We start from the raw sequence: 23,344 nt of genomic DNA on the forward strand, positions 1-23,344 counted from the left end.
AAGGGCTTGACGCGCCAGCGTCCATCGCGCATGGTCGATAGGCATCGATGACTTCGAATGTCCCGACACGGGAGGACCAATGAAGGCCTTCGTCACCACCGCCGGGGCTGCGGCCCTGCTGCTCCTCGCCACGGGCAGCGTGTCCTACGGACGGGCGGCGGCCGACGCGCCCTGCACCGGGCAGATCCACGCAAACCCGGGGTTCGAGCTCGGCACCACCGGCTGGACCGCCGGCCCCCGCACCGTCGTGCTCGGCGACGCGACCCGGCCCGCACACACCGGCCTCGCGTACGCCACCTTCGCCGGGCTGGACGTGACGCGTTCCGATCTGCTACGCACCACCGTCACGGTGCCAGCCAGCTGCGACCTGACGGTCCGCTTCTGGGTCCGGACCACCACCACGGAGACCAGCCGCGGCGATTACCTGAACGTCGGGCTGGCAGTCACCGGGATACCCCCGAAGACGAGGTTCTCGCTGGCCTTCGACGGCGGGTCGCAGTGGCGGCAGTACAGCATGTCGACCGGGACGGCGACGACCGAGCGCACCGCGACGGCCAGCTTCCTCGCCAGCGAGACTGCTGGCAACGGCGTCACGGCCTTCGACGTCGACGATGTGACCTTCACCTTGAGCTGACCACGGCGGGGACCGCCAGAACCGCCATCACGGTCGCGGGGACCGTCCTCGGGCAACGCGAACCCACCGCAGCGCCGCGCGGCGTCGAACGCGGCGATCACCGCCGAGCGCCGAGGTAGAACCGTGCTGCCCGTAGGGTGCCGCGAGGATGTCGAAATGCTCTTCGGGCAGCCAGGCGGGCAGACCCCCGGGATCGCGCCAGGTGTCGAGCCGTCCGCGCCCGGGCTGCACCACCAGAGACCACGCCACAGGACCTAGTGCAGCACCGCGTTAATTCGTCGGGGGTGGGAGCCAGGCGGTCGGGGTCGTTGAGGTAGAGGCCGCAGGCGCAGTCGAGGGCTTCCTCCGGGCTGCCCACGGGCAGTCCGGACGGCAGGACGTTGTCCTGGTAGCCGTGGCGGCTTGGTGGTGTTTGTTGCGGTGTAGTGGCTTCACGGGTTGGTGGCAGATGATGCAGGTGCCGGTCCCGGTCGCGGGGAGTCGCTGTGGCTCGCGGGTGACCGTGTAGAGGGTCAGGCCGGCGCAGTCGCTTTGCGGCTCAGGGGTAGTTCGGTGATGAACAGGTGCGCGGCGGTGACCAGGGGGAGGTGGCGGTACCAGCCGGTGAAGGAGCGGCCTTCGAAGTGGTCCAGGCCGAGGCCGATTTTCAGCTGGCGGTAGTCGTGTTCGATGCGCCAGCGGATCTTGCCGTAGCGGACCAGGTCGGTGTGACTGGTCGCCCCGGGGAGGCTGGACAGTCACGTGGCTCGGGAAGAGGGTGAGGATCTCTCCGGTGCTGATCAGGGTGAGGTACTCCTCCTGGCTGCGCACCACCGGGCCGCGCTCGATCACCCTGCCCGTGTGAATGTGGGAGGGAAGGTAGCTGCCACCTGCCCGAGTTCGGGCTGGACGAGCGGATCACGGTGCGGATGCTGCTGCAGCACACCAGCGGGTTCTACAACTACACCGGCGAGCTCAACGCCGACGGGACGTTCGTGATGGGGCTCCCCTCCCAGGGCAAGGACTGGGTGGACAACCGGTTCCACACCTACCGGCCCGAGGAACTGGTGCGGTTCGCGCTGGCCAAGCCGGCGCGGTTCGAGCCGGGCACCGACCAGAGCTACCCCAACACCAATTACACGCTGGCTCTGCTGCTGATCGAGAAGGTCACCGGCCGCACACCCACGGCTACTACCGCTACCAGGACGCCAGCGAGTGGAAGGTGACCGACGTCAGCCGCCAGAACCCCTCCCTGCTGGCCGGCGCCGGTGACCTGATCTCGACCGCCAAAGACCTCAGCACCTTCATCTCCGCGCTGCTGGGCGGCAAGCTGCTGCCGGCCCCGCTGCTGGCCGAAATGCTCACACCGCACGGCAAGCTCAACCTCGGCCTGGGGCTGTGGGTGCAAGACCTAGGCCCGGGCAATGGCGCCATCGTTCACCACAACGGCGGTGCCCCTGACGGCTACGGGGCGCTGATGAGCAGCACGCCCGACGGCCACAAGACCCTGACCGCCTCGCTGACCACCAAGGACGTCGACCCCGCAGAAGTGTTCCCCAAGGCGCTGGCGGGGCTGATCGAATCGGTTTTCCGCGACGGCCAGCCCGGGAACGCCTAGCCGACGGCCTGGGTGAATACGAAGACCCGCCGCTACAGATTTTGCGAGGTCATCTTGGTCTACTGTGATGCGTGGTTTCACCGGTCGAGGGCGATCGGTGGCATGAGTTGTCCGGATGGTGGTGGTCTGTCCGAGCGGTCGAGGATCCGGCGCATCTTCGCGGTGTAGCGGCGGCCGAGCTGGAAGATGTGCCCCACGCTCAACCCCAGCCACCCCGTCGGCGCCGCACTCGCCCGACCGCTGAGGCTGCATCGACGAGCCACCGGTCGGCAGGTGGGCGAGCGCGTCCGGGAACTCCTCGACGCCGTCGGGCTAACCGCCGGCCACGCCGACCGCTATCCGCACCAGCTCTCCGGCGGCCAGCGTCAACGCGTCGCCATCGCCCGCGCCCTCGCCGCCGACCCCGACGTGCTCGTCTGCGACGAGGTCACCTCGGCGCTCGACCCCGGCACCGCCACCGCGGTCATGGAGCTGCTCGTCGGTCTGCGTACCGAACGGCGACTTGCCCTGGTCGTGATCAGCCACGACCTCGACCTGGTCACCCACTACACCGACACCGTTCTCCACGTGGGCTGAACTCGCCACGCAGCCGGCGCCGAGGCACGAGCGGACCGACGCCGCCCGGCGGTCGTCGACGAACGCCGGCGCCTGACCGCAACGATGGGATACGCCGGCCTCGATCCGCTCATCCCAGCGCAGGCCGTCCCGACTGATCGAGGAGCAGACGGGACTGGCCGAGCGGGTCATGTAAGGAGCTCCGGCGCCTGATCAGCCGGGTGGGTCCTGGGACTGCATGAGCATCCCGGCTGGTCCGGTGGGTGGCGACGAGTTGGGGTCTCGAGCCCAGTCGAGTACGCCGTGCCGAGTCCGGAACGCGCGGGCTGCCTGGGGACGCAGATCGCGCACCGATTAGGTTTCCGCGCCGTGCCCGTCTGTACGTGTGAGATCGACTTACGAGAGGCTGGCACGATGCGGAAACTGATCTTCGGCATGAACCTGAGCCTGGACGGCTACATCGCCGCGCCCGGCGACGACCTCGGCTGGAGCGTACCGAGCGACGAGTTGTTCCAGTGGTGGTCCGACCGGGTGAGGGCGACCGGCCTGGCGCTGTACGGGCGCAAACTGTGGGAGACGATGAGCTCCCACTGGCCGACCGCCGACCAGCAGCCCGGCGCCACGCCGGCGGCGATCGAGTACGCCCACCGCTGGCGGGATATGCCGAAGGTGGTGTTCTCCTCGACGACCAGCACGGTCGACTGGAACACCCGCCTGGTCACCGGCGACGCGGTCACCGAGATCACCCGGCTCAGGGCCGAGGACGGCGGCCCCATGGACATCGGCGGCGCCACACTTGCCGCAGCGGCCATGCGGGCCGGGCTGATCGACGAGTACGTGCTGGTCACCGTGCCGGCCTTGGTCGGCGGCGGCACGCCGTTCTTCACGGCCCTGGACAGCTGGGTGAGCCTGAATCTGGTGGAGACGCGGACGTTTCCCGGCGGCGTGGTACTGACCCGATACGAGACGAGGCGATGAGCACGGGCCAGGTCCTGGGCTCGTGAGGCCAGGACGAATCCCTTCCTGGCGTGCTCACCGTGACCCCTCGGCCTTGAGGGAACCTTCCCCCGGCCCTTCCTTGCGTTCCGAGTGAGCTGTTGACCGACTTGCTGGAGATGAGGGCGACGGCGTCGTTGATCGTGACGACGACCTTCGAGGTATGAAGATGCCCCGCCGGCGGGCCGTTGGTGTTCGCGTTGTCGCGTTTGGTGTTCAGGCGGTCGGGGTGCTCATTCCGCGGTGACTTCGGTGACGGCGTGCGCTGGACTCGTCGACGATGGGGACATGTGTGATCACAGTGTCGGTGGCAGGTCCAGCCATGATTTGTCGGTGGCGTCGAATCCGGTGAGCTCGGCGATCTTCCCGTCGACGATGTGCAGGACCGCGATGGCAAATAGCCGGTACTCCGGGTCGTCGGGGGTGCGGAGGTACAGCGCGGCGGCGGGCATGCGGTTGACCGTTGTGGTGATACCGCGCCAGTCGTCGTAGCCGCGCTGGAAGAGCCCATTGGAGGCCCAGCCGTCCACCGCGCCCTTGGCCGTCGTGGTCACGGTGCCCGGATCGGGCAGCATCGCGAAGCGCAGGTCGTCGCGCAGTAGGGACGCCAGCCCGTCGAGGTCGTTGCGCTCGTGGGCCTCGATGTAGGACTTCACCGCGCCGCGCTCGTCGTTCGACAGTTCGTGGGTGGCGGGGCTCCGCCAGTCGAGGCGGCGGTCGGGCAGCTTCCCGCGCATGGTCACACGGGCTCGCTGCAGTGCGCTGGTCACCGATGCGACGGTCAGATCGAGGGCGTCGGCGGCTTTCGACGCCGGCCAGCCGAGGACGTCGCGCAGGATGAACACCGCCCGCTGCCGCGGCGGCAGGTGCTGGACGGCGACGATGAACGCCAGCTCGATCGTCTCCCGCGCCACCACCGACTCCTGCGGGTCCTCGGGGAGCATCCGGTCGGGGTACGGCTGCAGGTACCACACCTCGCAGTCGGGGTCCGGCAGCTGGGACGGTACGGGTGTGCGGTCGTTGCGCTTCTCCAGGAAGTCGAGGCAGGCGTTCGTCGCGATCCGGTACAGCCAGGTCCGCAGGGCCGCGTGGCCCTTGAACGACTCCCGCTTGTTCCACGCTCGCAGGAACGTCTCCTGCGTCATGTCCTGGGCGTCCTCGTAGTTCGCGAGCATCCGGTAGCAGTGCACCTGCAGCTCACGCCGGTGGCGCTCGGTCAGGAGCGCGATCCGCGCGGTATCCTCCGCACGGACCGCCGCGATGAACGTGGCCTCGTCGGCGCCCAGCCGTGTGGCGTCGGTCATGGTCATTAATCCTTCCACCGGTGCGTGAGGGCTACAGAATCGACGACGTGGCGGAGGATTTCTGATCGGTGAAGCCGCTGACACCGGGTCGTTCGCCAGGCCGGATGGGTCGGGCCGATCCAGGGGACGTGCTTCGTGGTCGGGCACGCCCTCGATGTCGAGGTGGGGTCAGCACGGCTTGGAGCTGTTGTTCGGCGCCCGCTACTTAGCTTGATCTTTGACCTGCGGGGCGGTGGTGTCGTCCTTGGCTGATCATGGGGACAGTCCTTGATCATCAGGGTTGCAGCAGTTCGTGACGGCCTCGACGTGGGACACCACGGCGGTGCGGATGCGGCCCGCCGGGCGGTCGAGGTGGTCGGGCCGGTGGCGTGGGTGGTCGACGGTGCCGGCTTTCTGAAGGACGGCAAGAGCTCACCGGGTGTGGTCCGGCAGTACTCCGGCACGTTGGGCAAGGTGGCGGACTGCCAGATCGGGGTGAGCGTTCATTCGGTCACCGACACCGCCCCGTGCCCCCTGGGTTGGCGGCTGTATCTGCCGAGGTCGTGGGACGACCAAGCCGTTGACGAGGCCGACCAGCCCGAGGTGGCCGCTCGCAGGGAAAGCTGCGGGGTCCCTGAGGACGAGCGTCATCGGCCGAAGTGGTCGCTGGTCGTGGAAATGCTCGACGAACTGGCCCACCACGGCCTGCACCCACCGCTACCGGCCGCGACGCCGGCTACGGGAAATTCAGCCAGTTCCACAGCACCCTGAACCAGCGTGGAATGGCTACATCATGCAGGTCAAGGGCGACGCCCTCGCCCACAAGCCAGACGTGCACCCCGTGCCGCGGGTGTGTTCCGGGCGGGGTCGCCCACCAACCCGCACCGAGCCGCGCTATCCCCAAACGGCGGTCAGTCTGAAGACCGGCCTCGGCCTGGACCACGGCCGGCGAGCCCATGTCGTGGTCGACGTGCCGGACGACGGCGCCGGGCGCAGCGACGAAATCCTCGCCTTCGGGCAGATCGTCTGCGCCCTCACCAGTCGTGACGACGTCACCACCGTGGCGTTCCTCCGCGAGGGCAAGTCGCTGGGCGTGCCGCGCGCCGACGGCTCACTGCCCGATCAGCCGCTCGTCCGTGCGGACTACGCCCCGCTGATCGCATCGAGCTGAGGCGGTCACCCCGCGCATTGCGAGGCCTGGGTATCTCGACGGGGTCGCTGCTGGGGCCTGCCGCACCGCCTCGCCGGCTAGATCCTCGGCAATCGGTGCAGGCGTCGCCGCAGCCGATGGTGACGATGGCATCGAAGGATCCGACGGTGGCGTACTCGCGGGGTGCGGGGTCTGGTCGTGAGGTCGATGCCGACCTCACGCACGACCTCACCGGCGGCGAGGTTGACGGTGTCGGCGGGGCCGGAGCCGGCAGGGCGGACCTCGACGGTGTCCAGGCGAGGCGGCGCAGCCAGCCGGGCACCGGTCGCCGGCTGACGGCCGTTTGCGCCTCCCTACGCCGGGAAGGCGGCAGAAGACAGCCGACGGGCTGGAACGTCGCACGCAGGGAGGGTCGACATGGGTGACCGTGAGAAACTGCACGATCTTCGTCAGCAGGCCCACGATGCGGGTATCGAGGGCAATTCCAAGATGACCGAGGAGCAGCTACGCGAGGCGCTGCGCAAGGTCAGCAAGGGCGAGCCGCCGCAGATGGCCAAGCAGGAAGCTAGGCGGTAGCCGACGCGAGGCGGTGCCGGCGCCTGTCGGGCGCCAGCACCGCCCACCGCTTCTCAGCTGATGGTTGCCAGCAGGTCCCGGTCCAGGTTCGCCCAGACACATTTCGTCAGCTCGGCGACCATGTCCTCGCTCAGGCAAAGTGCACCCGCCAGGGCCGCAGGACGGAGCACAACTCGGGCCAGTTTGCCGAGGCGTAGGAAACGTCCTATACCTTCCCGGTCCCCCCGCCGGCAGAACCGCCCGGCGGGGAACTTACCGCCAATCAGCAGTCCTGCAACCACTCGATCAAGGCCGGCTACCACCGATTATGGTGCTGACGTTGGCCGCTTCAGTCCTTCGAACATCCGCCGCAGTGCCCACAGGCACTCGTGCCGTGCGGTCGCCGGGTCGGCGGCTGTCGCGATGTACCGGGTCGATTCATCGAGTGCACCCATGATCAGGTGCGCCAGCGGGTCGACCGGGGAGGAGCGCTGGCCGAGCCGAGGGCAGGAGGGCCGAGCACTGTTGTAGCCTCTGCGGATGGCTGATGCCGACGATGTACGCCGTCTGGCGCTCGCGCTGCCCCACGTGGTGGAAATTGACAGCGACGGCTTCGACTTCCGCGTGGAAAACAAGGGATTCGTCTGGTCTTATCCTGAACGCCTGCCAGGGAAGCCGCGGGTGATCCGCACCGATATCGCGGTTCTCTACGTCGGTGATGAGGGAGAGAAGCAGGCGCTACTCCTCGGCGAGCCCGACCTGTTCTTCACGACGGCCGGGTACGACGGTCTTCCCCTAGTGATGTTGCGCCTCACCGAGGTGTCGGTCGAGCGACTGACCGAGCTGATCACCGACGCGTGGCGGATGCGGGCGCCCGCTGAACTGCAGGAGAGCCTGCAGGATGGATGATCGCCCAGGGCGGGGCGGAGCACCTGGATGCCGGGCGACGTCTCGGGAGGGAGTGCGGACTCAGCTGGAGCTCAACTCGGTCGACGGCCGTCAGTCCCGCCTGATCAGTCCGTAGACCCACGAGTCGGAGTCCCGCGCCCTCGCCGGCCGCACGACCCGGTACCCGTGGCATCCAAGCTGCACCGTGCTGATCGACACCGGCTACTTACGCCCGCCCAACCGTTGAGCCACTCCAGCCGTATTCCTCGATCAATCGTCGGTTTGCCATCCGAGCGAGCATTGGTCCCCGGAGCCAGCGTGACTTGACGACGCAGTCTCCGGACCTCACTGAGCCCAGCCGTCTGGCCCGGAGACACCGGCGCCCGACCGGTCCTGGCAGCGATTTGACTTCCCGGCACGAGTCAAGACCGAGTGCCCGCTCATGGCCGATGACAGGAAGTTGCAACATCGACGTTCGCGCCGGCAGGCCACGGTCGCATCGCCAGGACCCAAAGGCGCAGCAGTCAAGAATTTTTGACATCGTGTCGATGTTGCTTTACCTTGAGCGTGTCAAAGTTGTTTTACATGGGAGCGGGTCATGTCCTCCGAAGAGAAACGTTCCTGGATCTACGTCGTGGTCGGCGTCGGCGTCGCTGCGGTCTACTTCGTCACGGTCATGTCGAAGGTGCCGGGTGCCGACGTCGCACGGATCGTCTACGTACGGCCGATGCTCATCGCCATCGGTGCCGGGATCGGCCTGGGCATCGTCGCCAGCATCGCAGCCGCCATCGCCTCGCCGAGGGAAGCCGGCCGGACCGACGAGCGCGACCGACAGATCCATCGGCTGGGCGAGCACGTCGGGTTCTACGTCATGAGCATCGCCACGATCGTCCCGCTCGCCCTGGCCATGGCGGAGGCCGCCCACTTCTGGATCGCCAACTCGCTGTACCTGGCGTTCGTCCTGGCCTCGGTCGCCTCGTCGATCAAGAAGATCGTCTCGTACCGCCGGGGCATCTAACCATGGTCAAACCCACGAAGGTCACGAACTCGATCCGAGCCCTACGGTTCGCCAACGGCGAGATGACGCAGGCGGAGCTGGCCGACCGCGTCGGGGTAACCCGGCAGACCATCATCGCCATCGAGCAGGGCCGCTACTCGCCGTCGCTGGAGGTGGCCTTCCAGATAGCCCGGGTGTTCAACGTGCCGCTCGATGACGTCTTCGAATACCCCAGCTCCGAGGAGTAGCCGCCCACTGAACCGCCCCGGCGCGCGACGAGATCGCCTCGCGGCCTGGCCCGTCACACCCGAAATCACCGTCCCGACAACCACCTGCACGAGCACCCCGACCAGGATCGAGACGACCATGCCGAAGACAACGATGATCGCGATCACCCGCGACGCCTACTGCACACCGGCGCAGCTCCAACTGCGAGACATGCCCATCCCCGCCATCGGCGCCGACGACGTGCTCGTCCGCGTCGAGGCCGCCGGCGTCGACCAGGGTGTGTGGCACGTCATCACCGGCCTGCCCTACCTGATGCGCGCCGCCGGTTTCGGGCTGCGCCGGCCCAAGAACCCCGTCCCGGGCATGGACGCCGCCGGCCGCATCGCAGCCGTCGGCGCCAACGTCACTCGGTTCCGTCCCGGCGACGAGGTCTACGGCACCTGCGACGGTTCATACGCCGAGTACGCCCGCGCCCACCAGGACAAACTCGCCCTCAAACCGGCCACCCTCACCTTTGCCCAGGCCGCCACCGTGCCCATCTCCGCCTGCGCCGCCCTCCAGGGACTGCGCGACGCCGGCAAGCTCACCGCCGGGCAGAGGGTCCTCGTCATCGGTGCCGGCGGGGGCGTGGGCACCTTCGCCGTCCAGCTCGCCAAGGCCTACGACGCCCACGTCACCGGCGTGTGCCGCACCGCGAAGACCGACCTGGTCCGCTCCCTCGGCGCCGACCGCGTCATCGACCACACCCGCGAGGACTTCACCACCGGTACCGACCGGTACGACCTGATCCTCGACACGGCCGGCAATCGCCCCCTAACCCAGCTACGTCGCGCCCTCGCCCCCTGCGGCACGCTCGTCATCGTCGGCGGGCCCGAAGGCGGACGCGTGCTCCAGGGCGCCGACCGCCAAATCCGGGCGATGCTGCTCTCGCCCTTCGTCGCCCAGCGCCTGACCGGTCTCATGTCCACCGCGCCCGCCACCGACCTGCATACCCTCGTCGGCCTCATCGACTCCGGCGCCGTCACCCCGGTCCTCGACCGTACCTACCCCCTCGCTCAAACCCCCGATGCCGTCGATTACCTCAAAACCGGCCAACCCGTCGGCAAGATCGCCATCACCATCTGACCCCGGCCACTCACCCGCCCGGGCCGCCGACGCCGACGCCGACGCCGACGCCGACGTTCAAGCCCCGGCCGCAGCCGATACTCACCCATGAAGGCCTCAACCGGCTGTCCCGGCATGTGACAATGCCCTTCGCCTACCGCGGTCCGACCGATCTCGACAGAACGTTTCGGTGGCGTGAGAATCTGCCCAACATCATCAAGTCCGGCTGGCACCGGAGTTCTACCTCGGCAATCCCGAGTCGATGACGAAGTCCACCGCGGCGGCCAGGGCCGGCGAATTCTTTGACTACGTCATCGAAGTCCTGGTCGGACGCGACAAGCACGTGCGAGTCGATATGCGTCCGGTGCTTGGACGTGTCGAGGACATGCTGGCCACGCACCGTGTCCTGCGAGCCGCGAACCGATGCTGGCCACATATCTGCTCTGGCGGGTGATGGCGACCGAGCTGCACCGCCCCGCGCCAACGCCGTGATGAAGGCGGCGCTCACGGAGCTTCAAGTGCCGAGCATGTGCTCGTTCAGCGTCGGGGCGCTGCTCGGCCACACTCCGCCCTGGTCACTGGACGATCTGTGCGAACTCGCCGAACAGCGAGCGTTGCCTGAATGTTCCCACCGCGCCTCTGTCGCGGCCCTGGATGGCATGAACGCGGCTGGTCCGGCATGCCCGTGGCGCCGCCCGACCCCGAGTTTACTGACGCGGACGGCGTCAACGCGAGAACGGTTCCAGGCACCCAAATTCGGCAGCCGCGGCGGTAACCTCGACCATGACTCGTTCGGGCCGCACGTCCCCGATCACACAGCCCACCTCCGCGAAGTGAACCGCGTACACCGCACCCGGTGGGGGTGTCTCCTGCGCGATCGACGGCCGCATGCCGGTGACCTCGATCGCGTCTGCCTTGATGCCCAGGTCGAGCAGCGCTCGCTGGGTGGACGCCGGCGCGAAGTCCCCCGCCGCGCGAAGTGCCTCAAGCTTGGGCCGGATCCGCGCGGCGAGTTTCTTCCCGGTGCGCTGGTCCGCTTCGGAGAGCCCGTGCCGCTGCTTCCAGCCGTTGTTGTCGCCATGGTTCGGGGGTACGTCTGCCTGCGGGCCGGTCGGCTCCGCCACCACTGCGGGCGACCCCGGCGCACTCGTGGGTATCGCCTCCACGTCGCGGACCCGGGTGCCCGGGGCCGCGCAGCCGAGCGCAAGCAGGGTAAGCAAGGCAGCAGCCGTCGCCCGACTGATCTTTCCTACACGCATCGATGACCCCCGTCTATTTTCTTTCGAGGATCTGATCGTACGAGGTGCCACCATTTCTCGACGTCCCTCCGCCCCACGCATACGAGCCTGTGGAAACTGTGCGCAAACACCACCGGCCGGCGGGGACCGCTTCCTCTTCTGCCGCGCTCCGCGTGCTACACAACGTTACGCCGAGCTGGCCTGGATGCCGTCCAGACGTGTGCCGATGAGTGCACACAGCCGGGCGGCGATCCGGCGACCGTCGATCTGCGGCAACCAGCTCTCCGGCACGACAAATCCGGGACGGCCCACACCGGCTCCGCACCGCCCTCCGGCAGCGGACCACGGGGGACCGCGTCGTCGGACGCCGGAGGTCCGTCGCGGATCGGCCTCACGCGGAGGACGCCCGGCCGGAGCGGGCCGGTCGCCGACGGAGCACCGCCTCACCGCTGCCACAGACGGGGGGTGGTGGACGGCGCGCGATGTGGCGGCGGCCGACGCCGGGCGTCGGGAGCCACGGTGGGGGCGCGACAGCAGCGCCGAAAGAACCAAGGCCCCGATCCGGGATTGAACCCTGAGCCAGAGCCCTGCTGTTGGCGCGCCGTTAGGGACTCGGGTTCCAGACCCGCGGATCGAGAGCCGAGTTTATCGGTCCTTCGTGTCTGTTGCGCTTGGCCGGCCCGGGTGCAACCTCCGCTTCAACATTGACAATTGCTGATGTATCGTGGAAGCGCTCCCATATCCCGTTCCCACCGCACCCGCTTCGAGGAGCTGCAAACATGTCGCGCTGGCGTCGTCATCCAGCCCCCGCACTGGCGGGGCTGCTCGTTCTGGTCCTGTCCGCGCTCCTGTTGCCACCGGCTTCGGCGGCCGGCACCTCCCACACCAGGGCGGTGCCCCTCACCGAGCTGACCGTGGTGTCCGAACAGGTGGCTTCCGGTCTCCAGCGTCCGATCGCGCTCACCGGGCTGCCGGACGGCCGGATGCTGATCGCGGAGAAGAACGGCACCGTCCGCGCCTACCATCCCGACACCGGCCTGGCGGCCCAGCCGGTGCTCGACCTGACCGCCCGGATCGACACGTCGGGCAACGAACGTGGCCTCCTCGGCATCACGCCTGCGCCGAACTTCGCGCGGACCGGGATGCTCTACGTCGCCTACACGAGCATGCCGGCCGGCGCGCTGACCCTGGCGCGACTGCCGATCGGCGCTCCTGAGCAGCTACAGGTGCTACTCACCCAGGAGCACGCCGAGTACAACAACCACAACGGCGGACAGGTGGCGTTCGGCCGCGACGGCTACCTCTACTGGTCCCTCGGCGACGGCGGCCACGCGAACGACCCATACAAGGCCGGCCAGGACCTCAGCACCCTGCTCGGCAAGATCGTGCGGATCGACGTCAACCGCACCTGCGGGGCGAAGCCCTACTGCGTACCCGCCAGCAACCCGTTCGTCCAGAAGCGCGGCGCGCGGCCAGAGATCTGGCTCTACGGGCTGCGCAACCCGTGGCGGTTCTCCGTCGACCCGGTCGACGGCTCACTGTGGATCGGTGACGTCGGCCAGGGCCTGGTCGAGGAGATCAACCACATCCGCCCGTGGCAGGGCGGGGCGAACCTCGGCTGGTCCTGCCGGGAGGGCACTCCGGTGTTCGACCCGGCGCAATGCCGCCCGGGCGTGGTGTACACCGACCCGGTCTTCGAGTACGAACACTTCATGACCGAGAGCTGCTCGGTGACCGGCGGCGTGGTGTACCGAGGGTCCGCCACCCCGGAGGCGTGGGGGACCTACATCGCGAGCGACTACTGCTCGACCCTCGCGTTCGCCGTACGCCCCAAATCCACGGGCGGCTACGAGACCGCCACGATCGGCAACTTCCCCATCCAGCCGACCGCTATCGACGCCGACGTGCGCGGCGAACTGTACGTGCTCAGTGACCTCCCGGGATGGCTGAGCCGGGTACGGTTCGAGCGCGTCCAGCCAGCCGCTGGCGGCGGGGCCGCGAACCGCTGAACGGGCCCTCCGCATCCGCAGTACCCCTGGGGGACGGCCGCGTCCGAGTGGCCGTCCCCCAGGGGTGCGGACCCCGGCCTCTCCGCTGGCTACCGCGGTCAATGTGGAGCGGGCACTCCGGACGGGGTTTCGACGTTGGGAGAACAACGGCTTGCGCAGCTGCGAGACCGCGTGCAGCGGCACCTCACCACCCGCGACTCGGAGCCGGTACTCGCGCCGGAGGAGACCGGCGAGCTGGTCGGCCTACTCTGCTCGGTGCCAAACGCTCTCGACGATCTCCCGGTCACCCAGGCCGCGGGGCTGTTGCTGCTGACCCAGGCCTCCGCTGCTGCCAACGCCGATGCGGTGCCCCAGGCGACGGTGGCGCTGGAGCTGCTCGCCCCGGTATACCTGTGCGGGTATGACGTGCCGGACCTGGTCCGCGAGCAGTTCGAGCGCCATCCGCCGGCCGAGCCGGACACGGCCTCGACGCTGGCGTCCCTCGGTCGCCTACTGTACGGGGGGACGCTGTCCAGTCCTGATGAGAAACCCTGGACCAGGCCGTCGCCCTGCTGACCCGCGCCGTCGCGCTAGCCGAGCCCGACCAACCCGAGCAGGCGCGCAGCCTGACCAACCTGGGCAGCATGCTGCTGACCCGATTCGAACGCACCGGCGACCTGGATGACCTGGAGCTCGCGATCAAGCTCACCGAGGCGGCCGTCGACGCCACCGCACCCGAACACGCCAAGCGCGGAAGCTATTTGAGCAACCTGGGCAGCCTGCTGACCCGGTTCGAGCAGCTGGCGAGCGAGGCCGACCTGGACGCCGCGATCGAGGCGCATCAGGCGGCAGTGACCGGCTGGCCCGACGATCCGGAGCACGCCGGAATGCGTGCCGATTTCGACCTCGCTCTGCGGACCCGGGCCAGATTCCGCGATCAGATCAGCGAGCTGGACCGGGTGATCGAACTAGCGCGGACCGGGTCAGCGAATCAGCACCTCCGTGTCGACCCTCGACGCACGCCACTGCAGCGGTGGGGGCGATCCCTGATCCGGGATCGCCCCCACCGGCATTACCGCTCCACGCCGTAGTAGAGAGCCAGGTATTCGGCGATCTCTGGGGCGTGTGGCGACAGTTCGGGCAGATGGCGGTCCAGGGCATTGCGGGTCGCCTCGGCCAGACGGCCGAGGCTGGTGGTGGCGTCTCGCACGTACGGTTCGAGCTGCCTGATCAGCTCGTAGTTGCTGTCGATGTGCTGCGCCTGCATCACCTTTTCCAGCGGTGGTGTGGTGCCCGTCGGGATCGGCTCCAGCACTCGACTGATGTAGGTGACCCGGTGCATGATGCGCCAGCACGGTGGCTTCTTCTGGGCCTGGCGGGCTTGGCGCAGCGCGACGGCGTTGCGGTCGGCGCTCTGCTCCAGCCAGATCGGATCGACGACCGTACGGTAGAGGTCCTCGAAGTTGTCACTGGTCGCGTCGAGGTAGAACGTGACGAACCGATAGGCGTCGACCTTCCCGGGGAGCCGCTCCGGTTTGCCGTCGCCGCCGAGGACCGGTTTCCCGTCCTTGTACCGCTGGAGGTCGCTGCTCGGCTCGCAGGTCACCTCGACGGAGAAGGTGGTCTTCGACTCCCGCTTCTTGCTCCGGGTCAGGGCGTAACCGATACCGCCGGTCAGGTCCAGGCTGAGGCCCCCGCTCACGCCCAGGGTCGACGCCGACAGCGACACCCCGGTGTTCTCGCTCTTCGCCACCTGGAAGCTGCCCGCGGTGGCCTCGGTGACGGCATCGGTGGTCTCGGTGGTCTCGGCGAAGAATCCGCCCTCCGCCGTCCAGATGTAGGTATTGACCAGGTTGCGTCGGGAGAAGCCGTCGACCAGCGCCCCGGCACCGGGCAGGGAGAGTTCGCCGAGCGACGGGTTGGCCATCCCACGCGCTCCGGTGCCCAGCATGGCGGCGATTCCGCCGAGGGCGCCCAAGCCAGGAACCAGGGCGCCCGCCACGAACCCGGCAGCCTCGGTGCCGACCTGCTTGAGGGTGTGCCGAGCGGCCTGCCCCAGCATCGGCTTGAAGTCGGGCGGCTCGGTGGAGAGCGCCTCGTAGAAGCTGCGTAGCTGTTGCCGCTCGCGTTGGATGCGCCGAATCAGGGCGTACGTCTCGCGGGGTTTGAAGTAGCTGTACTCGCCACGGTCCCGGGCCTGCGGGTAGTCCGGGTCGAGCACCTTGCCGTGTGCCGTGGCGCCGACGGCACCGTCGAGTGTTCCCTGCTTGGTGTACCGGGGGTTGATCGGGAACGGAATGAGGTTCCAGTCCTCGGGGATGTCCGGGCTGGGCGTGACATGGTACGACACCAGGGTGCCGGTGTGGGCCAGCCGCAGCGCGAAGATGTCCGCGGTGGACGAGCGCACCACCGCGAAGCCGGTGTTCCCCGGCAGGTACCGAGGGCCGATCGCGGGGTTCACGACCTGGCCGGGATCCTCCCACCGGCCGCGCAGTCCCACCTTCACCTGACGGGTGGTGGTCTCCCCCCGGGAAACCTCCCTCTGCAGGCTCGACGTGTTCGTGAAGTCGTAGCTGGTCTTGCGCTCCAGCGTGGCCTCCACTTCGATGGGCACGGTGATGCCCGCGCCGAACGGTGCGATGACGGTGTTGATGTCGGCCTCGGCGCCGAGGGAGCGGGTCGCCGCGAACCCCGCCGTGCGGCTGTTCTCGGTGTCGGTACCGTGGCTGTGGCTGACCTCGTCGGCCTGCTTGAACTCGACGGTGGACGCGTTGGTGAACTGACCCGGCGCGCGGTCGGCCGAAGGGTTGGTCAGGTTCTCGGCGGGGACCGGCGGGGCGCCCTCGACGTACCCGACGATCTGCGGGTCGTACTGTGCCTGGCCGACCCATTCACTGACCAGGTTGCCCACCTTGTACCCCGTGACCAGATGCCAGGACCGGCCGCGCAGGTAGCTGTAGCAGCGTTTCATCACGCCGCTGGGAACGCCCCGCGCGTCGACCTGCGCGTCGGCGTACTCGCTGGCCGCTGGCGTGCTGTCGATCAGGGCGTGGAAGGTGGTCCGTACGCTGGCCGGCGCCGCGCGCACCACGGCGGCGTCGGTGGAGACCGGTGCGGTGGAGAGGACGACCTGCGGGCGCTGGTTCGCCGGCAGGAGCAGGTGGTTGCCGGCGAGTCCGACGTCGCGCACCTCGCTCGCGCCGGCGCTTGTGGAGTCGGCGTCGAACGGGTAACAGGCGATGAGGTCCGCCATGTCGCCCTTGAGCCGGCTGAAGGCGTTGTCCAGAATCTGTTCCTGGGTGCGCACGCCGCGCCACACGCGCACTTCTTCGAGGACACCGGAGAAGGGGTGCGTCGGGGTGGTGTTCACCACCGCCCCGCCGATCGTGAACTGGTGTTTGTTGTAGCCGTAGTGAAGGAGCAGGTTGAGGGCGGGCATCGTGACCGGCGTCGTGGGTACCGGAGCGCCGTTGCGGTAGAGCCGGATCGGGCTGCCCTGCGGGTCAGGGTTCTTGGCCCACGTGGCCTCCCGCAGCCGGGCCGGGTGGGAGCCGGTGGCGTCACCCGCGACGTTGCCGGCGTTCTCCTCCATCCGCCACCAGCCGACCAGACCACGCTCGCGCGGCCCGACCGGGCGGCACACCTGCTCCGGGGGACGGGCGACCCGCCACAACCGCACCTCGGAGAGGACACCACGCAGGGGGAGCGCCAGCGAGCCGGCGCGGACCCGCCCGAACTCCAGCGGACCGGCGCCGCCCTTCGGTCCCTCTCCCTGGTGCCGGTGGGTGCCAGCGGACGCACCGTCGACGAAGAACGAGACGTCGTGCCACCGGTCCGGCTCTGCCGGCGGGCTGGCCCTGCGGGTCACCGCCACCCGGTGGAACGTCGCAGCGCGCAGTGCCACGGTCGACACGTAGCTGAAAGGCTTGTGGCCGGGCTCCTCGAAGCGGAACTCCAGCTTGCCGTCGGGGCGCACCCCGAGCTGGTACGGCACGCATCCGCCGGCACCGTCGTCGAGCGCTCCGTAGGACACCAGGCCGTGCGTCCAGCCGAGCCGGTCGAGCGTGACGAACACCTCGATGGTGACATCGCCGGTCAGGTCGAGGGCGGCGTCGCTGCCGGCATCGAGATGCCCCCGGCCGTCGAGGGAGACCGCCCAGGACTGTTCCATCGTGGCGGCCAGGTGGGCCCACTCCCGGCACGGGAACGCATCCCGGCTGCGGACCATGGTGTCGCCCTTGCCGGCGGTGATCTGGTAGCCCGGTAGCGGTGACTCTGCCACGGCGGGGGCGCCGGTGATCGCACCGTCTCGGCCGTTGCCGGACAGGTCGGTCGCGCCCGCTTCGGTGAGGCTCCAGTAGCCGAGCAGCCCCGGCTCCCGGCCGGTCAGTCGGCGGTCGCGCTCCAGGACCAGTTCGGAGGGCGTGCGGACCCGGCCCCAGACCCGCACCTCGTCCAGCCGGACGTTGGCCCGGGAGCCGTTCGCGGGTGAGAATCCGAGCCGGAGGTTCCCGACCCCCGCGTACGGGGTGGTGACGGTTCGACGACCCACCTCGGTTCCGTCACGGTAGAGGATCTGCTCGTTGGTGGCCCGGTTGAACACCGCGGCCCAGTGGTGCCACTCCAGATCGTCGTAGCTGCCCGTGGTGTCCAGGTCATTGCCCCAGAAGGCCAGGGTGAACGTGTTGGTGGCGCGGAAGCCGACGTGCAGTGCGTTGTGCGCGGTCGGGGTGGTGACCCCGTGGGTGACCACGAAGTCCTCGCGGCCGGCACGCTCGCGCTTGGCCCAGAACTCGATCGTGAAGTCGGTGCCGGCCAGGGCGACCGGGCCGCAGTCCACCCCGTCGTCCACGCCGTCGAAGGCCAGCGCCGACTTCAATGGCGCCGGCTCCAGACCGAGCATGTACCGGCCCGCCTGCGTGTGGGCGTTCAGCACCCGGCCAGGGCCCGGCAGGGCGTCCGGCAGGACCCACGCCTCGACGGTGACATCACCGGCGGTACCCACCTGCGCGAGCCGATCGTCCGGTAGGGCCAGCCGGTGCGTCGTGGTGTCGAAGCGGAACGCCCGGCCCGGGATCGCCCCGTGCCACTGTGCCCCACGCCCTGTCACCAGGTCGGTCGCGGATCCGTTCGGGACGTTGCCGGTGACCCCGTCCACCTCCACCTGCACGACCTGCGAGCCAGCGGCCAACCAAGCGCCGGGCCTGGTGGCGGTCGCCAGATCGTAGTGGTAGAGCACCCGAAACACCGGGTCGCCCTTGGTGGCGGTGCCGCCGCCGACCACGGTGAGCGTGTCGGCGCTGCGCTGGGCATCCGACTGGACCAGGACCGCCGTGCCGGCCACGGTGACGACGGCACCGGCCGGCACGTGCGTGGTGAGCGGCTCGGCGAGCCGCACCGTCTTGCCGGCGTTGCTGATCTCGGCCACCGTGCCGAGGTACCGGGGATCGGCCATGCCCCGGCCGTTGAGGACGTCGGCGAACTGTTCGACCTGCCGGGGCACGGACGCGAACGTCTCGGTGCTCGATCTGGTGCGGACCGTGACCGTGCACAGGTGTGCCAGTTGCCCGTCGCTCACCTCGACGGTGGTGCCGGCCAGGTCGCTCAGCGGGTCGCGGCTGACCAGTCGGATCCGCTGCGACCCCATGGTGAGCCGCTTCTCCGCCCGAACCACCTCGGTGTCGTAGTGCGTGGCGAAGAACTGCCCGTCACCGCCCCGGAAGTACAGCGAGACCTGCCCGATGGTGCTGTCGAGCAGGAACGGCGTGTTCCGGGTCCACGCGAACCCGAGCAACGCTCCGGTGACGCTGAGCCCGCCACGGTCGGTGTAGAGGTGCGGCATGGCGAGGTGCACGGTCCCGGTGCCCGCCATGCCTCCGGTGAGCCGGGACAGCTCGTCCTCCTTGGCGACCAGCTCGACCCGAGCGGCCCGCAGCCGGCCCTCGGCCTCGGCGATAAGCGCCTGCCGGGTCCGCTCCCGGTCCAACTTCGTGACGAGGTCGTCCCGCCGGAGCCTCGCCGCGTTCAGATCCGCGTCGAGCTTCGGTAGCAGTTTGACCTTCTCCCACCGAAACTGGTCGGCGTTCGACGCGGGTGCCTGATCGACAACGGCGTAAGTGCCGCCGTACCGGTCGTAGTCCGTGCCGGTGAGTTTGCGGAACGCGACGGGCAGGTGTCGGGCCCCGGCGTCGACCGGGGCCAGGATCCGACCACTGCCGCTGCCGCTGATGCCCTGGGGATCGAACATCACCGCACCGGTGGCGTAAGACTCAGGTGCGGGGATCAACTGGATCGGGCCGTAATTGTCCTTGATGAGCATAGCGGGGACGTTCTGCTCACCGTCGGCGTCGGGCGCCGTCGAGGGTGGGATGAAGACCCTGATGTTGTAGTAGGAGCCCGAGCCATGGCGGGAAGCGACGTGAATCAGCCACCACAGGGTCCTGGGGTCGTTGTGGTCTTTGGTGGAGTGCACCCGGTGATCCATACTGCTGGGCTTGGTCGACCACTTCATGTAGAGGTTTTCCTGCAGGTTCCGGATGCGGTAGACCCAGTTGGTGGGCAGGTTCCGCTCCGCCTCCAGCCGAGCCACCTCGGCCTGGGCGGTCACCAGGTCCCGCTGCCACCCGGCGACGGTCGCCGGGTCGGTGCCCGGGGTAGCGACCAGCGCCTCGTCCGCCTTGATCTGGCTCTTCAGGGTGGCGATGACCTGCTCCAGCGCGCTGATCCGCTCGGGATCGACGGCGGACTTGGGCTGGTTCACCTCCGGCAGGGTGATGTAATCCGGCACCCGGGCCAGGCGGCCGTCGCGGCCGACGGCGAGGTCGAGCGTGGCGACATGGGACCGGGCCGCGGTGCCCGCTGGCGCGGAGTCGGACGTGGCCGCGGCGAGCAGCACCCGGGCCTGCCGCTTCACCAGTGAGCGCGGGCCGCTGGGGGCCGCGATGTTCTCCTGCTGGAAGTAGAGGGTCGCGGCGAGGCCGGAGACGACGTCACGACCGGTGAACGCGAAGCTGCTCCGGCGCAGGCCGGAGTGCTCGCCGACCGGCGCCTTGGAGGTCACCCAGGTCGGCCCACCCACGAGCGTGCCGTCCCGCCCGTTGCCGGTCTGATCGTGCAGCTTCGTGCCGTCGCCCTCGTCGAAGCGGTAGTAGGCGAGCAGCCCCGGTTCATCACCGACGAGCCGGCGACTGCGCCCCCTGGCCAGTTCCTCCTTGTTGAGAGCCCGACTCCAGATGCGGATCTCGTCGATGTCTCCCGAAAAGAAGCCACCGGGTATGCCGTAACGGTGATCCGCACCGATGAGCACCTTCGTGGTGGAGTCGGGGTTGGCCGCCAGGCTACCCTCACCCGCCGGTTCGCCGTCGAGGTAGAGCCGGACCTGGCCGTTGTCGACGACCGCAGCCACGTGCGTGTACCGGCCGACCCCGACCGGTCGGGTCGACTTCACCAAATACGGCGCGCCGTTCTGCTGCAGCACGAGGTGCCCGTTCTCGAGGGTGAGGACCCAGTCCCCCCGCACACCTCGGTCGAACTTGCCCAGGATGATCCCGTCGGGGGCCGCCGGGCTGATCCACGCCTCCAGCGTGTACGTCTTCCCGCCCAACTGGAGCGCGGCCGGGTTGCCCAGGTCGACGTAGCCGCTCGTACCGTTGAACCGCAGCGCGGTCCCGGCCGAGCCGGGCTCCGGATCGCGCCCGCTGCCCTGGGTGTTGAACAGCCCGTTCGTCGCCTGCTCGACGTTGAAAGAGTCGATCAGCTTCGTCCGGCTGTTGACGGTGAAGATCTGCCAACGCCGGCTGCCCTGCACCTCGGTGGGGAGCAGCAGCACGCTGAACGCGCCGTCGGTGAGGCCACGGACGAACGTCAACTCCTGGGTCGGTTCGTAGAACGGACGTCCCTCCATGTCCTTCGTGCCCGGGGTGTCCTTCGCCGACGCCGGCCAGGTGCTGTGCCGGCTGCGCTGGAAGCGGACCTCCATGACCGGTTTCAGCTCCGTGCCGACCAGCACGAACCGGTCGCACAACAGGGTGTTCTCCACGAGCGGCACCTTCGCGCCGTTGTGTTTCACATAGTTCCCGCCAGCGGCGGCGCTGGAGCCGCCGGTGGCGAGCTTCCACACCGCGTCAGGGTGTGCGGCGTCGATGGACTGCCGGAACACGACCAGATGGGTGCCGTCGGACACCACCTGGAACGGTGCCGCCGCGGTGAGCCGAGCCGTGCTCGACAGGAACGGATCGGTCTCCTTCGGACCGAGAGTCTCGTGGGCGCCGGCCTCGACCCGCCCACCACGCTTGACCACCGGCAGCCGAGTGGCCCCGGCGATCGCGTACCCCACCTGCGTGATCTCGGTGGGAAAGCGCAGCTCAGCTGGGTCATCGTGCCAGTACGGCGCATCGAGTTCACCGCGCTCGGCACTTGGAGTGAAATGCAGGACGGAGTAACGAATGCGGCGGTCCTTGTCCATTGCGAACGCCACCGTCACGCCCTGGTGCCGGAGCATCGCGGTATACATGTACTCGCGGTCGCCGTACACCTTGACCAGGCTTTTCTCGGACAACACGGTCCTTTCCCGATAGAGGAGCATGAATTGGGGAAGCAGCCTGAAAGCACATAATCCGCCCCACCACATCAGACGGAATATATCCGACCGTAGTTGATTGATTACCCACCGCGCACGTTAAGTCAAAATGCCGACTAAAAATTGACTTGGAATATCTGATCTGCCGATCGATTGCGAAGCTGTACCTCGCTTGTGAACAGGTCGGCAAGCCGCTGTCGACGGTGCTCGGCGGGCTCCTCGGTCTGGCACAGGCCGGCCCCGCACGCGACCGGACCGGATCCTGGCCGACAAGGCATACAGTTCCCGCGCCAACCGACAGCACCTCGCCGAGAGAGGGGCCCATCGGCGAGGCGGTTCACGGGCGCAAGCTCCGATTCTGATTGATGATGATCGTCGCCGCCCCACGGCGGTGATGACACCCCGTCATGACACCCTCTCCTCAGAAGGCGTTTCACATGTGAGGTTCCCCGGTAGCTCGGAGGCTTTCGATCATGCTCTCATGGAGCTGAACGGAGTCATCCGTGGCAGCACCGAAGAAGTACCCGATGAGCTGCGTGAACGTGCGGTACGTCTGTACCGGGACTCGGATCCGAAGCCGGTGATCCGGCAGTTGGCGCGGCAGCTCGGCGTGCATCACGAGGCGTTGCGTAACTGGATCCGTCAGGACTAGTGTTGCCCGCCTTGGCACCCTGACGACCGCAAGTAGTCAACGAGCGTGTGGTCAGCAGCGGCCCACTCATAGACTGAAGCGGTGAGATATGACGAGCTCGAAGCGGACATTCGCCACCTGATCGCTGGAGCCAGCGAGGACAACCTCCGCATCTTCGGCGCCGAGACGGTCGCCCGTCTCGTCCGAGACGAACTGCCGCTCGACTTCGCAGCTGAAGACGAGCTCGACGAGGACGCGTGGGCGGCGCTCGCCATCGCACGCGAGAACGTCCTGACAACCAGCGCGACCGAGTTACGCACGCAGCTGGCGCGAATCGACGAAGGCATCCTCACAGACGGCGACATGGACCCCGAACTCCTGACCATCGTCTCCGCACTCGAACATTGGACCACCTACCTGGAGACGGACCAGCGCGGCGAACTCTACGAGCTTGCCATCCGCTCCATCGAGCAGGTCGATTTCCAGGTCTCAGCCGATCTCAACGACTTTCTAGCCAAACCCCAGATGGCCGCCGAGTACGAGCGGATCAAGCGGTTACTCACCGCGTAGAGGCAGCCAGAGCCCACCGTTCCCGGACATCCGCTTCTGCCGCCGACGAGGCGCCACGCTCCGTGACGAGGTCATGCAGTTCCAATCACCTTCGACTGCGCAGAACCTGAGCGCGTCGCTCGTTTCTGGTGCGAGGTGCTGGGGTACGTCGTACCGCCACCACCGGTGGGGTTTGCTACTGGGACGATTACGATCGCACGCTGTCGCCTGAAAAGCAGGGTTCAGCGTTCGTATGCACTGATCCCTCAGGTGTGGGCCCGCGACTGTACTTCCAGCGCGTTCCCGAGGAAAAACGCGGCGAACCAAGAACCGATATCGGGCTCCCGGGACGGCTGGTCAGGAGTTGATCACG

At 68.4% G+C, this 23,344-nt stretch carries 20 protein-coding genes and 3 pseudogenes; 17 read left to right on the plus strand and 6 right to left on the minus strand.

Annotated elements, in window-relative coordinates:
* Nucleotides 1-79: 79 nt before the first annotated feature.
* Complete coding sequence (locus MCAG_RS04415) at nt 80-634, plus strand: hypothetical protein (RefSeq protein WP_007071766.1); 555 nt, start codon at nt 80-82, stop codon at nt 632-634.
* Between the two features lie 512 nt (nt 635-1,146).
* Here MCAG_RS04415 and MCAG_RS34405 read toward each other — a convergent pair.
* Nucleotides 1,147-1,371, minus strand: a pseudogene (locus tag MCAG_RS34405) (IS701 family transposase); the annotation flags it as partial.
* A gap of 171 nt (nt 1,372-1,542) precedes the next feature.
* Between MCAG_RS34405 and MCAG_RS30370 the strand changes: the two are divergent.
* Nucleotides 1,543-2,231, plus strand: a pseudogene (locus tag MCAG_RS30370) (serine hydrolase domain-containing protein).
* 77 nt (nt 2,232-2,308) lie between these two features.
* Here MCAG_RS30370 and MCAG_RS35590 read toward each other — a convergent pair.
* On the minus strand, nt 2,309-2,434 hold the full coding sequence (locus MCAG_RS35590; RefSeq protein WP_255348975.1) for a hypothetical protein: 126 nt from the start codon (nt 2,432-2,434) through the stop codon (nt 2,309-2,311).
* Nucleotides 2,435-2,504: 70 nt separating this feature from the next.
* Between MCAG_RS35590 and MCAG_RS04425 the strand changes: the two genes are divergently transcribed.
* Both MCAG_RS04425 and MCAG_RS04430 read left to right on the plus strand, forming a co-directional pair.
* Nucleotides 2,505-2,807: an ATP-binding cassette domain-containing protein gene (locus MCAG_RS04425; protein ID WP_198141495.1), complete on the plus strand. Its 303-nt coding sequence runs from the start codon at nt 2,505-2,507 to the stop codon at nt 2,805-2,807.
* Nucleotides 2,808-3,200: 393 nt separating this feature from the next.
* Nucleotides 3,201-3,764, plus strand: a complete 564-nt coding sequence (locus MCAG_RS04430; protein WP_036372324.1) for a dihydrofolate reductase family protein — start codon at nt 3,201-3,203, stop codon at nt 3,762-3,764.
* A 314-nt stretch (nt 3,765-4,078) separates the two neighbouring features.
* Here MCAG_RS04430 and MCAG_RS04435 read toward each other — a convergent pair whose 3' ends face one another.
* Entirely contained in the window at nt 4,079-5,086 is a 1,008-nt protein-coding gene (locus MCAG_RS04435) for an RNA polymerase subunit sigma-70 (RefSeq protein WP_036376342.1), read from the minus strand.
* A gap of 267 nt (nt 5,087-5,353) precedes the next feature.
* Between MCAG_RS04435 and MCAG_RS04440 the strand changes: the two genes are divergently transcribed.
* The 3 genes from MCAG_RS04440 (at nt 5,354) to MCAG_RS32160 (ending at nt 6,791) form a co-directional block, all read left to right on the plus strand.
* A complete protein-coding gene (locus tag MCAG_RS04440; protein WP_232290078.1) occupies nt 5,354-5,836 on the plus strand; it encodes a transposase in 483 nt (160 codons plus the stop codon).
* Between the two features lie 190 nt (nt 5,837-6,026).
* Nucleotides 6,027-6,236 (plus strand): hypothetical protein, encoded by a 210-nt coding sequence (locus MCAG_RS34410; RefSeq protein WP_369751300.1) that lies wholly within the window; start codon nt 6,027-6,029, stop codon nt 6,234-6,236.
* 396 nt (nt 6,237-6,632) lie between these two features.
* Nucleotides 6,633-6,791, plus strand: a complete 159-nt coding sequence (locus tag MCAG_RS32160) for a hypothetical protein (RefSeq protein WP_157547876.1) — start codon at nt 6,633-6,635, stop codon at nt 6,789-6,791.
* A gap of 305 nt (nt 6,792-7,096) precedes the next feature.
* Here MCAG_RS32160 and MCAG_RS36100 read toward each other — a convergent pair whose 3' ends face one another.
* A complete protein-coding gene (locus tag MCAG_RS36100; RefSeq protein WP_369751301.1) occupies nt 7,097-7,405 on the minus strand; it encodes a hypothetical protein in 309 nt (102 codons plus the stop codon).
* On the opposite strand from MCAG_RS36100, the gene MCAG_RS04450 reads away from it, so the two are divergent.
* The 4 genes from MCAG_RS04450 (at nt 7,311) to MCAG_RS04465 (ending at nt 10,008) form a co-directional block, all read left to right on the plus strand.
* A complete protein-coding gene (locus MCAG_RS04450) occupies nt 7,311-7,679 on the plus strand; it encodes an MmcQ/YjbR family DNA-binding protein (RefSeq protein WP_007071774.1) in 369 nt (122 codons plus the stop codon). The two genes, MCAG_RS36100 and MCAG_RS04450, sit on opposite strands and share 95 nt — an antisense overlap.
* A gap of 577 nt (nt 7,680-8,256) precedes the next feature.
* Nucleotides 8,257-8,676 carry a hypothetical protein gene (locus tag MCAG_RS04455; RefSeq protein ID WP_036372325.1) on the plus strand — a complete coding sequence of 140 codons (420 nt, stop codon included), beginning with the start codon at nt 8,257-8,259 and terminating at the stop codon, nt 8,674-8,676.
* A 2-nt stretch (nt 8,677-8,678) separates the two neighbouring features.
* The gene (locus tag MCAG_RS04460; protein WP_007071776.1) at nt 8,679-8,903 is read left to right on the plus strand and encodes a helix-turn-helix transcriptional regulator; all 225 of its coding nucleotides are present in this window, start codon (nt 8,679-8,681) and stop codon (nt 8,901-8,903) included.
* Nucleotides 8,904-9,021: 118 nt separating this feature from the next.
* Nucleotides 9,022-10,008, plus strand: a complete 987-nt coding sequence (locus tag MCAG_RS04465; protein ID WP_007071777.1) for an NAD(P)-dependent alcohol dehydrogenase — start codon at nt 9,022-9,024, stop codon at nt 10,006-10,008.
* Nucleotides 10,009-10,712: 704 nt separating this feature from the next.
* On the opposite strand, the gene MCAG_RS04470 is transcribed toward MCAG_RS04465, so the two are convergent.
* The gene (locus MCAG_RS04470) at nt 10,713-11,111 is read right to left on the minus strand and encodes a hypothetical protein (RefSeq protein ID WP_232290079.1); all 399 of its coding nucleotides are present in this window, start codon (nt 11,109-11,111) and stop codon (nt 10,713-10,715) included.
* Between the two features lie 893 nt (nt 11,112-12,004).
* Here MCAG_RS04470 and MCAG_RS04475 point away from each other — a divergent pair.
* The 3 genes from MCAG_RS04475 (at nt 12,005) to MCAG_RS04485 (ending at nt 14,304) form a co-directional block, all read left to right on the plus strand.
* A complete protein-coding gene (locus tag MCAG_RS04475; RefSeq protein ID WP_036372328.1) occupies nt 12,005-13,234 on the plus strand; it encodes a sorbosone dehydrogenase family protein in 1,230 nt (409 codons plus the stop codon).
* Between the two features lie 171 nt (nt 13,235-13,405).
* The gene (locus MCAG_RS04480; RefSeq protein WP_036372330.1) at nt 13,406-13,789 is read left to right on the plus strand and encodes a hypothetical protein; all 384 of its coding nucleotides are present in this window, start codon (nt 13,406-13,408) and stop codon (nt 13,787-13,789) included.
* Nucleotides 13,790-13,857: 68 nt separating this feature from the next.
* A complete protein-coding gene (locus tag MCAG_RS04485) occupies nt 13,858-14,304 on the plus strand; it encodes a hypothetical protein (protein ID WP_007071782.1) in 447 nt (148 codons plus the stop codon).
* Here the strand turns inward: MCAG_RS04485 and MCAG_RS04490 are convergent.
* Nucleotides 14,286-21,770: a LamG domain-containing protein gene (locus tag MCAG_RS04490; RefSeq protein ID WP_198141497.1), complete on the minus strand. Its 7,485-nt coding sequence runs from the start codon at nt 21,768-21,770 to the stop codon at nt 14,286-14,288. The genes MCAG_RS04485 and MCAG_RS04490 overlap by 19 nt on opposite strands.
* A gap of 502 nt (nt 21,771-22,272) precedes the next feature.
* On the opposite strand from MCAG_RS04490, the gene MCAG_RS30375 reads away from it, so the two are divergent.
* The 3 genes and pseudogenes from MCAG_RS30375 to MCAG_RS30380 all read left to right on the plus strand — a co-directional run.
* Entirely contained in the window at nt 22,273-22,443 is a 171-nt protein-coding gene (locus MCAG_RS30375; RefSeq protein WP_157547878.1) for a transposase, read from the plus strand.
* An 81-nt stretch (nt 22,444-22,524) separates the two neighbouring features.
* Nucleotides 22,525-22,992, plus strand: coding sequence for a hypothetical protein (locus MCAG_RS04500; RefSeq protein ID WP_007071786.1), 468 nt, complete (start codon nt 22,525-22,527; stop codon nt 22,990-22,992).
* 84 nt (nt 22,993-23,076) lie between these two features.
* Nucleotides 23,077-23,285 (plus strand): annotated as a pseudogene (locus MCAG_RS30380) (VOC family protein); the annotation flags it as partial.
* Nucleotides 23,286-23,344: the final 59 nt, after the last annotated feature.

Origin of the sequence: Micromonospora sp. ATCC 39149 (assembly GCF_000158815.1) — a bacterium.
Lineage (GTDB): Bacteria > Actinomycetota > Actinomycetes > Mycobacteriales > Micromonosporaceae > Micromonospora.

Excerpts from the sequence above, each read along its gene's own strand:
- MCAG_RS04455 (WP_036372325.1), top strand. The coding sequence starts at position 8,257 with ATGTCCTCCGAAGAGAAACGTTCCTGGATCTACGTCGTGGTCGGCGTC.
- MCAG_RS04450 (WP_007071774.1), top strand. The coding sequence starts at position 7,311 with ATGGCTGATGCCGACGATGTACGCCGTCTGGCGCTCGCGCTGCCCCAC.
- MCAG_RS04465 (WP_007071777.1), top strand. The coding sequence starts at position 9,022 with ATGCCGAAGACAACGATGATCGCGATCACCCGCGACGCCTACTGCACA.
- MCAG_RS04460 (WP_007071776.1), top strand. The coding sequence starts at position 8,679 with ATGGTCAAACCCACGAAGGTCACGAACTCGATCCGAGCCCTACGGTTC.
- MCAG_RS32160 (WP_157547876.1), top strand. The coding sequence starts at position 6,633 with ATGGGTGACCGTGAGAAACTGCACGATCTTCGTCAGCAGGCCCACGAT.
- MCAG_RS04435 (WP_036376342.1), bottom strand. The coding sequence starts at position 5,086 with ATGACCGACGCCACACGGCTGGGCGCCGACGAGGCCACGTTCATCGCG.
- MCAG_RS04415 (WP_007071766.1), top strand. The coding sequence starts at position 80 with ATGAAGGCCTTCGTCACCACCGCCGGGGCTGCGGCCCTGCTGCTCCTC.
- MCAG_RS04475 (WP_036372328.1), top strand. The coding sequence starts at position 12,005 with ATGTCGCGCTGGCGTCGTCATCCAGCCCCCGCACTGGCGGGGCTGCTC.
- MCAG_RS04485 (WP_007071782.1), top strand. The coding sequence starts at position 13,858 with ATGCTGCTGACCCGATTCGAACGCACCGGCGACCTGGATGACCTGGAG.
- MCAG_RS30375 (WP_157547878.1), top strand. The coding sequence starts at position 22,273 with ATGGAGCTGAACGGAGTCATCCGTGGCAGCACCGAAGAAGTACCCGAT.
- MCAG_RS04430 (WP_036372324.1), top strand. The coding sequence starts at position 3,201 with ATGCGGAAACTGATCTTCGGCATGAACCTGAGCCTGGACGGCTACATC.